Below are 13,759 nucleotides of genomic sequence, written 5' to 3'. Positions count from 1 at the left end.
CAAAAGGGAATGGATATGAACGATATCAATAGCATTGACCCTTGTTTCGACGATCTGGCCTGTTTTGTTATGCATCACCAGGAGCACCACCCTGAAAGGGTTATTTATCAAACCGCATTAATGAGCAGCCTGATAAACGGTGTTTATGAAGGAACTTGCACCATGACGGAGTTGTTGAAACATGGTGATTTCGGATTAGGAACATTTAACAGTCTGGATGGTGAACTGGTGGCGCTGAACAGCGGTATCTTTCAACTGCGTGAAGATGGCAGCGCCCGGGCGGCGCGGGCATGGCAAAAAACCCCCTTTGCTGTCATGACCTTTTTCCATCCGACAGAAACCCTGCGTTTTGACGAGGCCGTTAGCCGGGATAGGCTGCATCGACATATCGATACGCTCATCGCCACTGATAATCTTTTTTGCGCCATGCGGATAGATGGCCGTTTTAGTCATGTTGAAACCCGCACGGTACCGCGCCAGGAACGCCCGTATAAACCGATGCTGGAAGCGGTCGCCAATCAACCTACGTTTCATTTTGAACAGCGTCAGGGCACGGTGATTGGTTTCCGTAGCCCGGCTTATGTTCAGGGAATCAATGTTGCCGGTTATCACGAACATTTCATTACTGATGACCGCCAGGGCGGTGGACATATTCTGGATTATCACCTGGAGGAGGGGGTGTTAGCCTTTGGCACGATTGCCAAACTGGTTATCGACCTTCCTCAGGATCAGGATTTTCTGCAAGCCAATCTTTCCCCTAACAATCTCGATAGCGTCATTCACTCCGTGGAAAGCTAGCACCGGGCATGAGCCCCGGTAAAACGGTCTGATGCGTCGATCAGACGCTGAAAGCAGGCACATTGTGTGCAGAGGATGGAGTTATGAAAAATAGGGATGGTGAACAGCACTGGTCCAGCGGTGCTGAGCTGGTGGTGAAGCACCTTGAGCAACAGGGCGTGAAATATGTCTTTGGCATTCCTGGTGCGAAAATAGATCGTGTGTTTGATGCGCTGGAGGACTCTTCCGTGCAGACCATTCCGGTACGGCACGAAGCCAACGGCGCTTTTATGGCGGCGGCGCTGGGACGGTTAACCGGTAAGGCGGGCGTCACCGTGGTGACTTCCGGCCCTGGCTGTTCCAATCTGGTGACAGGGCTGGCGACAGCAACGTCAGAAGGCGACCCGGTGGTGGCTATTGGTGGGGCGGTGAAACGGGCCGATCGACTAAAGCTGACACACCAGAGCCTGGATACTGTCAGCCTGTTCCAGCCGGTTACGAAGTACAGCGCTGAGGTGACGGTGCCGTCCGCACTTTCCGAGGTGATGGCCAATGCGTTTCGCGCCGCCGAGATCGGGCGTCCAGGGGCATCGTTTATTAGTTTGCCGGAGGATGTGATCAATGAACCGGTGACGAGCCCGGTTCTGGCCAATAGCGTGCTGCCGACGCTTAGCAGTGCGCCGACTGCGGATGTTTGCCGTGTCGGTAGACTGATTCAACAGGCAAAAAACCCCATACTGTTACTTGGGCTGATGGCCAGCCAAACCCAAAACGCCGCAGCGCTACGCCGTTTGCTGCATCACAGCCAACTGCCGGTGACGAGCACCTATCAGGCGGCCGGCGTCATTGATCAACAACATTTCGATCATTTTGCGGGACGCATCGGGCTGTTCAACAATCAGGCCGGCGACAAACTGTTACAACAGGCTGATTTGATTATCACGGTCGGCTACAGCCCGGTGGAGTACGCACCGGCACTGTGGAATAGCGGCCGCGCCACGCTGGTGCACATCGATGTTCTGCCTGCGGAAGTAGAAAGCGCGTACCGGCCGGATGTGGAGTTGGTGGGAGATATCAGCATTACCATCGATATGTTGAACGACCAGTTGCACTCGCCGATCCGGCTGTCAGAGACCGCGACGGCCATCCTGGAGGAACGCCGCCAACTGCGTCACCAGTTGGCGATTCGAGCCATCAATATGAACGGTTTCGCCATCCACCCGCTGCGGCTGGTGCGGGCGATGCAGGATCTGGTGAATCAGGATGTCACCCTGTGCGTGGATATGGGCAGTTTTCATATCTGGCTGGCGCGCTATCTCTACAGCTTCCGGGCTCGTCAGGTGTTGATGACTAACGGGCAGCAGACGATGGGCGTCGCACTGCCGTGGGCGATTGCGGCCTCGCTGGCGAATCCGGGGCAAAAAGTGGTCTCGGTGTCGGGAGACGGCGGTTTTATGCAGTCCAGCATGGAGCTGGAAACCGCTGTACGGCTTAACTGCAATCTGCTGCATATCGTCTGGGTGGATGACGCCTACAACATGGTGGCGATCCAGGAGGAAAAAAAATACCGGCGCCTTTCCGGCGTAAAATTCGGGCCGATTGATTTCAAAACCTATGCGCAAGCATTTGGCGCCAAAGGGTTTGCCGTGGAGTCTGCCGACGAACTGGTTCCCAAACTTTGGCAGGCGATGGCGGTGGACGGCCCAGCGGTGATTGCGATTCCGGTGGACTACTCCGACAACCATTATCTGATGGAAAACGTCAATATCAGCCAGTTGATCTGAACCCTACCTGCTGCATCTTTGCAGCCTTGAGCATCCGGTGTGCGGCGGTGAATGTCGTCATGATTCCGCTTGCTCCCCGCGTCCTGAGACCTGCGGGACGGCACCCAGCCCTGCCGGTAAGCACAGGCTGGATCGCCGGAGAGATCGCTCGGTTCGGGAACGCCCGGTGAGAAGGCTCCAGGGGGACGCCTTGCTCATCGGGTGTTCGGATTACCGTACCGAGCCCGTCTGCCGCCGGTCGTAGGCGATGCCTTTTGCAGGGCGCGTATTTTTTCTCATGCCTCTCTGCCCGGCGCGTGCGGCATTTTTCGCGGTGATCAGAAAATGGCGTGATACAACGCTTCAATCTCTTTCACACTGGCGGCACGCGGGTTGCCGCCGGTGCAGACATCATCAAACGCGGCTTGCGCCAGCGCCGGAATATCCTCTTCTTTCACGCCGACCTGCCGCAGCCGCGCCGGGATATCCACATCCTGGGAAAGCTGACTGACCGCCTGAATTGCCGCAGTTCTGGCCTGCGCCAGCGTCATGCTTTCCACACCTTTCACCCCCATGGCGACGGCGATGGCGCGGTATTTTTCACCGGTGTAGTCGGCGTTCCAGGACATGATGTGCGGCAGCAAAATGGCGTTGGCCACGCCATGCGGCGTGTTGTAGAAGGCGCCCAGTGGGTGCGCCATGCCGTGTACCAATCCCAGACCGACATTCGAGAACCCCATCCCGGCGATATATTGGCCGAGCGCCATGTCTTCCACGCCTTGTGCTTTCCCTGCTACCGAGTCGCGCAGTGAGCGGCTGATGATTTCGATGGCCTTCAGGTGCAGCATGTCGGTCAGCTCCCATGCACCTTTGGTGGTGAAGCCCTCAATGGCGTGGGTCAGCGCGTCGATGCCGGTGGCGGCTTTCAGCGACGCCGGCATGCTGCTCATCATGTCGGCATCGATAAAGGCGACGATCGGGATGTCGTGCGGGTCGACGCAGACGAATTTGCGGCGTTTTTCCTCATCGGTGATGACATAGTTGATGGTCACTTCCGCGGCGGTGCCGGATGTGGTGGGGATGGCGAAAATCGGTACGCTGGCGCGCCGGGTGGCGGCCACGCCTTCCAGGCTGCGCACATCGGCGAACTCAGGATTATTGATGATAATGCCGATGGCTTTGCAGGTATCTTGCGGCGAGCCGCCGCCGATAGCGATCAGGCAGTCGGCATCCGCGTGTTTGAAATGGGCGACGCCGTTTTGCACCACGCGGATGGTGGGGTTGGGGATCACTTCGTCATAGATTTCATACGGTAGCGCCGCACCATCCAGCAAACGGGTGACGTTGGCGGCAACGCCATGTTCGATCAACGCCTTATCCGTGACCACCAACGCTTTTTTGAAGCCTCTGCGCCGGATCTCTTCCGTCAGATGGGCAATGGCACCGCTGCCAAAGTAGGCGGTTTCGTTCAGTATCATTCTCTGTGTCATGGTCTATCTCCTTAACATTTTGATTTTTTAATTTCTTTGATTCAAAAAATTCTGTTTCTCGCCAAACGGCATATGCGCAACCGCGCAGAGTGAGGCCATTTCGCGGTGATCGGGGCACGTATTCGTTCACTGGCGCGGGGATCGGTGTATTTTTCTGATGGCGTCATCAGCGGCTGGTGATGCGGGCTTATCCGGCTCGTCGTTATGGACAGCCTAGTCCTGTCCCCGTGCGGCTAAATCAGCAACCTTGTTCAGTGTTGATGCAAATCAAACCCTGGGCTCGTCAATCCCCAGCATTGTGATCGCGGTATACCAATGCGTTCAGCCTGCTGGACATGCAGGCAATCGGTTAGACGACGGAACCTGACGCCAATTGCAGATATCTGCGCCGGGACGAATCCAATAAAGGTGTTGTCATGAGTGTGGGCCGTGCGGGCGTATATCGCCTTCCGGCAAGTGCCACGGTCGGCAATCGGGTGGCAATGAGAAGAAGGCGGGGTGAAGCAAGAGGCCGCCGCCCGGTCGGGCAGCGGAAAACGAAGGCAAATTACCAGCTGACCGCTTTCAACTGCAGGCCGTGGTTGCCGCGATAGCGCGGAGATACCGGTTGCGACCAACCCCGCAGCAGTGTGGTATCCGGTTGGTAAATCTCGATACCCAGTGGGCGGCATACCGACAGGGTATCCTGCGCTTCGTCGCCCCACATCGGCAGCGACAGATCGCCGCCTGGGCAGGTGGAAATGGCGCACAGCAGGTCGATTTCTGCGAAGAATTCCAGATAGTCGCCTATGCGTGCCGGGCAGGCTTTCATGAAGTATTGGTCGTCGTCATTCAGCCCGGTGCATTGAAATACGTTCATGACATCGTGCACGTCGAATTCGGTCAGGCCGTAGGGTTGCACCGCGCGGGTCAGATTGGAATGGCAATGAAAATCGAAGTCTTCGCCGGTCAGCAGATGGTTGACATAGGGATCGCAACGGGTGCCCAGCAGGTCGTGTACCCGTCCGCCGTCACTGTCGATGCCGTAATCCGCCAGCGAGTCGGCGGTGATGGTGGCGATAGGGCGCAGGAACGGCAGTGTCGACCAGATGCGATCGAAAGTGGAAAGGTGGGCGCGCTGCAACTGGCGCGTTCTGGCGACCCACATGCGTTCACGCGGGTCGTGGCGATTCCAGATGTTCAGATCGCCGACCTGTGGGCCTTCCGGGGTGGTGATGCGGAAAACGTGTCCGGCTGGCACTTCCCAGGCGAATCCGGTACGAATGGGAACCCGGTGCGAGGCGATATGTTCACGCTGACCTTGGGCAATCGCCTGATAGAAATTGCGGTCGACATCCAGTGCCGAGCCCTTGGTGCTTTGATACGCGGCGGGATAGGAAGACATGGTTACTCCGTTTCAAAAGAGGTGTGATTAAAGGTTTGTATGAGCTGCTGCTCAGAGTGTTCAAGGTAGTCGCGCAGTGCGGCGCAGGCCTGCTCTTGACGCTGTTCGGCGAGCAGTTCCCACAGATCGCGATCGCGGGCTATCCAGGGTTGTTGGAAGTCGCGCTCCCCGGCGCCGCTGGCAAACAGCAAACGCAGTTGAGCCAGCAATACGCTGAAAAAATCGTTAAAGCGGCGACAGCCCAGCATGTGAACGATGGCCTGATGGAAGCGCAGGCTCTGGGTGCCGACGGTGCGCCACGCTTCCTCGCGCGCCGCCTGTTCGGCAAGTACGATGTGGTTTTGCATCCGATGCAGATGAAAATCGCTGATCGTAGCGGCGGTCATCGCCAGAATTTCCAGATGGCGGCGGGCCTTGTAGATATCCCGGATATCGCGTTTATCCAGCTGGCGGACAAAGACGCCGCGGTTCTGGTGATAATTCACTAACCCTTCGCCATGCAGAAAACGCAGTGCTTCCCGCAGTGTGTTTCTCGATGTTTGGCACAGTGCCGCCAGTTCGATCTCCGGCAGCGGCTGCCCGGCGCGCAGGTTGCCGTTGATGATGTTTTCGCGTAGTAGAATGGATACACGTTCAAAAGCGGGCAGCGCGCCGTCCAGATCGTCCGGCGTGTCGATAATCAATAGCGTGTTCTCGCCAGATAGCTGTTTCATGCAGTGGCCTTAATCAAGATTGATATCGCTGAGAAATTGATTGATACGGGCGTCGTTTAGGCGGCGGATCTCCGCGGGTGGGGCGTCGATCGCCACGCGACCGTTTTCCATAAATACCACCCGGTCGGAAACCGAAAACGCAAAGCGCATTTCGTGCGTGACGATCAGCATGGTGATGCCTTCGTGCGCCAGTTTCTCAATAACGTTAAGTACCTCGGACACCCGCTCGGGGTCGAGCGCCGACGTGGGTTCGTCAAACAGTATCACACTGGGTTTCATCACCAGCGTGCGTGCGATGGCCACCCGCTGCTGCTGGCCGCCGGAGAGTTGGTGTGGATATTGGGTCGCGTGCTCCAGCATACCGACCTTATCTAGCATGGCGATGCTGCGCTGGCGGATGTCCGCCGGGGTATCCAGATTATGCAGACGCGGCGCCAGCATGAGATTCTCCAGCACGGTTTTATGCGGAAACAGGTTGAAGCCCTGAAATACCATGCCCAGTCGGGTGATCAGCGAGCGGTATTCCAGCGCGTTCTCTTTCTGCCCGGCCTGAATAAAATCGTGTCCGAGCAGACGGACGACGCCGCTGTCCAGCGTTTCCAGCCCGTTGACGGTTCTGATCAATGTGGTTTTCCCCGAGCCTGACGGCCCGATGATCGAGACGACTTCGCCCGGCTTGACCGCTAGACGGATATCGTGCAGCACCTGTTTGCCGTTGAAGCTTTTGCTGATGTGCTGCAGTTCCAGAATCGGTTTGGCCGAAGGGCTGGCGGCGTGTTTGGTGTCGGCGGTAATGGGCGGCAGAGTCTGGCGTTCGGCGTCGGCATCAAACGGTTGTGGCGTACGCTGCTGGACGTCCATGCGTTTTTCCAGCCACCCGATCAGCCGCTCGAACAGGGTAACGATCAGTACGTAATAGCAGGCCACTGCCAGCAGCGTTTCCAGTACCTTGAAGTTTTCGGTGTAAAGCCGTTGGCCGACCATCAGAATTTCGGACAGGGATATCACCGAGACTAGCGAGGTCAGTTTGACGATGGTAATAAACTCATTCACCAGTGTGGGTAGCGAGATGCGCAACGCTTGCGGAATAACGATATAGAAGCGTATCTGGGCCGCGCGCAACCCCAGTGCACGCCCCGCTTCGAACTGGCCTTTTTGTACTGATAGCAGGCCGCCACGGTGAATTTCCGCGATGTAGGCCGTTTCGCTGACGATAAGCGCAATCAGCCCGGCGCTGAACGGGTCTGATAGCAGCCCTGCGCTCAGCGGAAATATCTGAGGCAGGTTAAAGATGAAAATCAGCAGCACCAGCAGCGGTAAGCTGCGGAACAGCCAGATATACACGGACGCCAGCCGTCGGACGCCGGACAAGCGCGATTGTTTGCCCAGCGCCACCAGCAGGCCGAGCACAATCCCTGCGCACCAGGTCAGTACGCTGAGCTGTACCACCAGCCAGCTTGCCTGCCAGAAATCGGCGTAGGCGAACAGTTTGAGCAGATAAGGCCAGTCAAAATTCATAACATCTCCACTTTCGGGGGATACCGATCGGTTAAGCGCCGCCATCAGCAAAGCGCTTGCAGGGCGGGGTATTGACGGTCCCCCCGCGCACTGCGCGTTTCTTTGGGGTGGCTTAACGGAACGGCGTCACGCTGACAAAGCACCGTTACAGCGTGCCGGCCAGCGCTTTTTCCACTTCCTGGTCGTCTGGCATCTGTACGTTGTATTTCTTCAGCAGTTGTTCATAACTGCCGTCGCTGATCTTTTGTTCGAACGCCTTTTTCAGGTCGGCCAGCAGTTCCGGGTTGTCTTTGCTGACCGCCAGCCCCACTACGACGGGATAAACGATGCTGGTGGTGGATATTTTCAGCTTGCCGCCGGTCTTCTCCACGCTGGATTTGGCGACTGCGGCGTCTTCATATTGCACGTCCACCGCGCCGGACATCAGCGCCTGGGTTGCCTCCGGCGAGGTTGGGAACTCCTGAACGGTGATGGGCCCCTGTCCGTGGGGTTTACAGTAATCGCTGGACACTTTGTTCAGGCGGGCGATCCAGGCGCCGCCCTTGATGGAGCTGACGCGCTTGCCGCATAACTCTTCCGGCGTTTTCGGTGTAAAGGCGCTGTGGCTCAGCACCAGAAAGGCGCCGCCGGTTTTCATATACGGCAGGAATGAAACCTGTGTAGCGCGCTCCGGCGTAACGTAAAGCGTGGAAGCGACGACATCGAATTTACTGGCTTTGATGCCGAGAATCAGGCTGGCGAAGCGGGTGTCTTTCACTTCGGGTTTGAGTTTCAGCGGTGCGCCGATCAGTGTCATTAGCTCGGCGTCGAAACCGGCGGGTTGGTTATTTTTCAGGTAGTTGTACGGTGGATAGGTCAGATCCGATCCGATGGTCAATACGCCGGGTTGCAGCGTACGGGCCTGCCCGGTCAACGGCAGCAATAGCAGGGGCAATGAACAGATCAGGCCTTTCAGTATGGTTTTCATGGCGTTCTCCTGGTGTCGGTATGGTTTAAATTGTTCAACAATGAATAAGCATTATTAGTGCCAATTATTATTTTTTTAACGAAAGCGCTGAATTTATCGATGGTTGGCTAATGATTAACACCGCTAGCTGCATGGATGACACCGGTGGTCGCAGAGCACGGGAGCGGGAAACGCACCGCTTTTGTGCTCTGCGGTGGTGCGAGTCTTGGCATGACCATCGCTGGCAGCGATGTGTCCGCTTGCTTGAAATAATCTAATTTTGCTGTTTTTTCGCATTATTTTATCTAATCCAAAGTGAATGGTTTATATAATATCCCTATCTGTAATCTGCGTATTTTTTGTTTTTTATTTTTGTTTTTTGATTATTAATTGGTTTTTATTTTTAAATTTATCCATTTTTTGGGATTTATATTCTTTTGTGTCGATTGGGGATTTTTATGTGTTATTGGGTGTTTATATAAATAAACTTATGGATAGGGGAGTGGTGAAGCGCAAGCAACGGTGGTAAGTTCAGTTCCAAGATAAACGTTTGCGCAGTGAAAGAAGCACTGTCTTGCACCGTTGACCGAGAGGGAAAAGATGGCAAAGCAAACCCCGTTGTATGAGCAACACCTGGCCGATGGCGCCAAAATGGTGGATTTTCACGGCTGGATGATGCCGCTGCATTACGGTTCTCAACTGGAAGAACACCACACGGTACGCAACAGCGCCGGCATGTTTGATGTTTCCCACATGACGATTGTGGATCTGCATGGCGCGCGTACCCGCGAATTTCTGCGTTATTTGCTGGCAAATGATGTTGCCAAACTGACGCAGTCCGGTAAGGCGTTGTATACCGCCATGCTGACGCCGTCCGCCGGCGTGATTGATGACCTGATCGTCTATTTTCTACAGGAAGATTATTTCCGTCTGGTGGTCAACTCCGCCACGCGCGAAAAAGATCTGGCCTGGATCCGCGAGCAGGCAGCGCCTTTCTCGGTGGAGATCCGCGAGCGCGACGATCTGTCGCTGATCGCCGTACAGGGGCCGCTGGCGCAGGAGAAAACCCGCAGTTTGTTCAGCGATGCTCAGCGTGCGCAGGTAGCGGGGATGAAACCGTTCTTTGGCGTACAGGCTGATAACCTGTTCGTCGCCACCACTGGCTATACTGGCGAAGCGGGCTATGAAATCGCGCTGCCGCGGGAGCTGGCGGTCAGTTTCTGGCAGCAACTGCTGGCGCTCGGTGTGAAGCCCTGCGGGCTCGGCGCTCGTGATACCTTGCGCCTGGAAGCGGGCATGAATCTCTATGGCCAGGATATGGACGAAACGGTTTCGCCGCTGGCCGCCAATATGGGGTGGACTATCGTCTGGCAGCCGGACGATCGCCGGTTTATCGGGCGTGATGCGCTGGAACGTCAGCGTGATGCGGGCACCGAACAATTGGTGGGCTTGGTGATGACGGAGAAAGGGGTATTGCGTCATGGCCAGACGGTGCAGTTTACTGATGATCAGGGCGTGGTGCGCGAAGGGGTGATCACCAGCGGGTCATTCTCGCCCACTCTGGGTGTCAGCATCGCGTTGGCCCGTGTTCCGCAGGGGATTGGCGAGCAGGCAATCGTTCTGATTCGCAACCGCGAGATGCCGGTGCGCGTGACCAAACCGAATTTTGTTCGCGCAGGTAAAGCGGTTGTTCAGTTTTAATTTTGGCTTGAATGGAAGGAGAAGGTAGCAATGAGCAGCAATGTTCCGGCAGAACTAAAATATACCTCGTCTCATGAATGGGTGATGGCGGAGGGTAACGGTGTTTATAGCATCGGTATTACTGAACATGCCCAGGAGCTATTGGGTGATATGGTCTTCATCGATCTGCCGGAAATCGGCAGCGTGGTGAACGCGGGTGATGACTGCGCCGTGGCGGAGTCCGTGAAGGCGGCGTCGGATGTGTACGCTCCGATCAGCGGTGAAATCGTGGCTATCAATGAAGAGCTGGAAGGCGCTCCGGAGCTGGTCAACAGCGCGCCTTACGCGGAGGGTTGGTTGTTCCGTATCAAAGCGTCTGACGAATCCGAACTGAACGAACTGCTGGATGCCGCAGGCTACCAGGCGCTGTTGGAAGAAGAAGACGGCGACGAAGACGAGTAATTGAGATGCCCCGTTCACCCTTGCCGTGGCGGGGCATTTTGTTGTCCGCTTGATTTTGTGTGATGCAGGAAACTCCCCTAATGACCCAGACTCTCAGTCAACTTGAACAGAACAGCGCTTTTGTGGAGCGTCATCTTGGTCCGTCCGTTGAACAACAGCAGCAGATGCTGACCACAATTGGCGCGGATTCTCTGGATGCGCTGATCCGCCAGATTGTTCCCGCCGATATCCAACTGGCCGCGCCGCCGGCAGTGGGCGAGGCGACGACGGAACATCAGGCGCTGGCCGAACTGAAGGCGATCGCCAGCCGTAACCAGCGTTTCAAAAGCTATATCGGCATGGGGTACCATGCGGTACTGACACCGCCGGTGATCCTACGCAACGTGCTGGAGAATCCGGGTTGGTATACCGCTTACACGCCGTATCAGCCGGAAGTGTCTCAGGGGCGACTGGAAGCGCTATTGAATTTTCAACAGTTGACGCAGGATCTGACGGGGCTTGATCTGGCTTCCGCCTCGTTGCTGGATGAAGCGACCGCCGCGGCGGAAGCGATGGCGATGGCCCGGCGCGTCAGCAAACTCAAGCAGGCAAACCGTTTCTTTGTCGCGGATGATGTGCATCCGCAAACGCTGGATGTCGTGCGCACCCGTGCGCAAACCTTCGGTTTTGATGTGATTGTCGGCAAGGCCGATGAAGCGTTGAACCATGACGATATCTTCGGCGTATTGTTGCAACAGGCCGGCACCACCGGCGAACTGCACGACTACGGCGCGTTGATGGCAGCGCTCAAGGCGCGCAAGGTCATTTGCAGCGTGGTGGCGGATATCATGGCGCTGGTGCTGCTGACTTCGCCGGGCGCGCAGGGCGCGGATATCGTGCTGGGGTCAGCGCAGCGTTTCGGCGTGCCGATGGGTTATGGCGGCCCGCACGCCGCGTTTTTTGCCTGTCGCGATGAATATAAGCGCGCCATGCCTGGACGTATCATCGGGGTATCGCGCGACGCCGCAGGCAACATCGCACTGCGTATGGCGATGCAGACGCGCGAACAGCATATCCGCCGTGAAAAAGCCAACTCCAATATTTGTACCTCGCAGGTACTGCTGGCCAATATCGCCGGAATGTACGCCGTTTATCACGGCCCGCAGGGCTTGAAGCGCATTGCGCAGCGAATCCACCGGTTGGCCGATATTCTGGCGGCGGGGCTGCGACAGGCTGGGCTGACACTGCGTCACGACACCTGGTTCGACACGCTGACGGTCAACGTGGCGGACAACACAGCGATACTGAGCCGGGCTCGGAATCTCGGCATCAACTTGCGTGCCGATCTGGATGGTGCGGTGGGTATCGCATTGGACGAAACCACTACCCGTTTCGATGTGCTGGCGTTGTTCGCCGTGCTGTTGGGCGACGATCACGGCCTGGATATCGATACGCTGGATGCGGCGGTAAGCGCCGGCACAGCGTCTGTTCCGGCAACGTTGCTGCGCGACGATGTTATTCTGGCGCACCCAGTGTTCAACCGCTATCACAGTGAAACCGACATGATGCGTTATCTGCATCGGTTGGAAAGTAAGGATCTGGCGCTGAATCAGGCGATGATCCCGCTGGGTTCCTGCACCATGAAACTTAACGCCGTGGCCGAAATGCTGCCGATCACCTGGCCGGAATTCGCCGAACTGCATCCGTTCTGTCCGCCGGAACAGGCGCAGGGCTACCGCGTGTTGATCGAGCAACTCTCTTCCTGGCTGGTGCAACTGACCGGTTACGACGCGGTATGCATGCAACCTAACTCCGGCGCGCAGGGCGAATATGCCGGCCTGCTGGCGATCCGCCGCTATCATGAAAGCCGCAACGAGGGTAAGCGCAGCATCTGTTTGATCCCGAGTTCCGCCCACGGCACCAACCCGGCATCCGCGCAGATGGCGGGTATGCAGGTGGTGGTGGTGGCCTGCGATAAGCAGGGTAATATCGACTTGCACGATCTGCGCGACAAGGCGCAGCAGGCGGGCAACCAGCTTTCCTGCATCATGGTCACTTACCCGTCGACGCATGGTGTGTACGAGGAAACCATTCGCGAAGTGTGTCAGATCGTCCATCAGTACGGTGGGCAGGTGTATCTGGACGGCGCCAACATGAACGCGCAGGTGGGCATCACCTCGCCGGGGTATATCGGTGCTGATGTATCGCACCTCAATCTGCATAAAACCTTCTGCATCCCGCACGGCGGCGGCGGCCCTGGTATGGGGCCGATTGGCGTGAAAGCGCATCTGGCGCCGTTTGTTCCCGGGCATCAGGTGGTGCAGATCGACGAATTGCTGACCCGACAAGGGGCGGTATCCGCCGCGCCATTCGGTAGCGCTTCCATTCTGCCCATTAGCTGGATGTATATCCGTATGATGGGTGCGGAAGGGTTGAAGCAGGCCAGCCAGGTGGCGATCCTAAACGCCAACTATATTGCGACCCGTTTGAAAGACGCCTACCCGGTGTTGTATACCGGCCGGAATGGCTTGGTGGCGCACGAGTGCATTCTGGATATTCGGCCGCTGAAAGAGCGTACTGGCATTAGTGAGATGGATGTCGCCAAACGTCTGATCGATTACGGTTTCCATGCGCCGACCATGTCGTTTCCGGTAGCGGGAACGTTAATGATTGAACCGACCGAATCGGAAAGCAAAGTGGAGTTGGATCGCTTTATCGACGCCATGTTGGCGATTCATGCCGAGATCGAGCGAGTCGTCGCGGGCGAATGGCCGCAGGACGATAACCCGCTGGTGAATGCGCCGCATACGCAGACCGAGCTGGCCGGTGAATGGCCGCATGCCTACAGCCGTGAACTGGCTGCGTTCCCTGCCGGGCAGTCGCACAAATATTGGCCAGCGGTGAAGCGTCTGGATGATGTGTACGGCGACCGTAACCTGTTCTGCTCCTGCGTACCGATGAGCGAATATCAGTAAGCGCAGCTATCGGAAAAGCACATTCGGGAGACTCGTCTCCCGAATAAGGACGCGGGGGGAGCGGTAAAAATT

The 13,759-nt window shown here is 56.8% G+C and carries 10 protein-coding genes; 5 read left to right on the top strand and 5 right to left on the bottom strand.

Annotation, left to right across the window (positions count from 1 at the left end; genetic code table 11):
* Positions 1–69: 69 nt before the first annotated feature.
* A complete protein-coding gene (gene budA / locus HEP82_RS08285; RefSeq protein WP_225622390.1) occupies positions 70–798 on the top strand; it encodes an acetolactate decarboxylase in 729 nt (242 codons plus the stop codon).
* Positions 799–881: 83 nt separating this feature from the next.
* On the top strand, positions 882–2,561 hold the full coding sequence (alsS, locus tag HEP82_RS08280; protein WP_192457653.1) for an acetolactate synthase AlsS: 1,680 nt from the start codon (positions 882–884) through the stop codon (positions 2,559–2,561).
* Between the two features lie 317 nt (positions 2,562–2,878).
* Here alsS and fucO read toward each other — a convergent pair whose 3' ends face one another.
* The 5 genes from fucO to HEP82_RS08255 all read right to left on the bottom strand — a co-directional run bounded on the left by fucO (position 2,879) and on the right by HEP82_RS08255 (position 8,612).
* Positions 2,879–4,030: a lactaldehyde reductase gene (gene fucO / locus HEP82_RS08275; protein ID WP_192457652.1), complete on the bottom strand. Its 1,152-nt coding sequence runs from the start codon at positions 4,028–4,030 to the stop codon at positions 2,879–2,881.
* A gap of 547 nt (positions 4,031–4,577) precedes the next feature.
* On the bottom strand, positions 4,578–5,414 hold the full coding sequence (locus HEP82_RS08270) for an urea carboxylase-associated family protein (protein WP_192457651.1): 837 nt from the start codon (positions 5,412–5,414) through the stop codon (positions 4,578–4,580).
* A 2-nt stretch (positions 5,415–5,416) separates the two neighbouring features.
* A complete protein-coding gene (locus HEP82_RS08265; protein ID WP_192457650.1) occupies positions 5,417–6,127 on the bottom strand; it encodes a GntR family transcriptional regulator in 711 nt (236 codons plus the stop codon).
* A gap of 9 nt (positions 6,128–6,136) precedes the next feature.
* Positions 6,137–7,645 (bottom strand): amino acid ABC transporter permease/ATP-binding protein, encoded by a 1,509-nt coding sequence (locus HEP82_RS08260; protein WP_192457649.1) that lies wholly within the window; start codon positions 7,643–7,645, stop codon positions 6,137–6,139.
* 145 nt (positions 7,646–7,790) lie between these two features.
* Complete coding sequence (locus HEP82_RS08255; RefSeq protein ID WP_192457648.1) at positions 7,791–8,612, bottom strand: ABC transporter substrate-binding protein; 822 nt, start codon at positions 8,610–8,612, stop codon at positions 7,791–7,793.
* Between the two features lie 579 nt (positions 8,613–9,191).
* On the opposite strand from HEP82_RS08255, the gene gcvT reads away from it, so the two are divergent.
* The 3 genes from gcvT (at position 9,192) to gcvP (ending at position 13,687) form a co-directional block, all read left to right on the top strand.
* Complete coding sequence (gene gcvT, locus HEP82_RS08250) at positions 9,192–10,292, top strand: glycine cleavage system aminomethyltransferase GcvT (protein WP_192457647.1); 1,101 nt, start codon at positions 9,192–9,194, stop codon at positions 10,290–10,292.
* Between the two features lie 30 nt (positions 10,293–10,322).
* Positions 10,323–10,733, top strand: a complete 411-nt coding sequence (gcvH, locus tag HEP82_RS08245; RefSeq protein WP_192457646.1) for a glycine cleavage system protein GcvH — start codon at positions 10,323–10,325, stop codon at positions 10,731–10,733.
* 80 nt (positions 10,734–10,813) lie between these two features.
* Positions 10,814–13,687: an aminomethyl-transferring glycine dehydrogenase gene (gene gcvP, locus HEP82_RS08240; protein ID WP_192457645.1), complete on the top strand. Its 2,874-nt coding sequence runs from the start codon at positions 10,814–10,816 to the stop codon at positions 13,685–13,687.
* The last annotated feature ends 72 nt before the right edge of the window (positions 13,688–13,759 follow it).

This window comes from Musicola keenii, from assembly GCF_014855505.1.
GTDB lineage: Bacteria > Pseudomonadota > Gammaproteobacteria > Enterobacterales > Enterobacteriaceae > Musicola > Musicola paradisiaca.
Note: the sequence above shows the minus strand (reverse complement) of the source record. Positions and strands in the feature narration are given on the sequence as shown.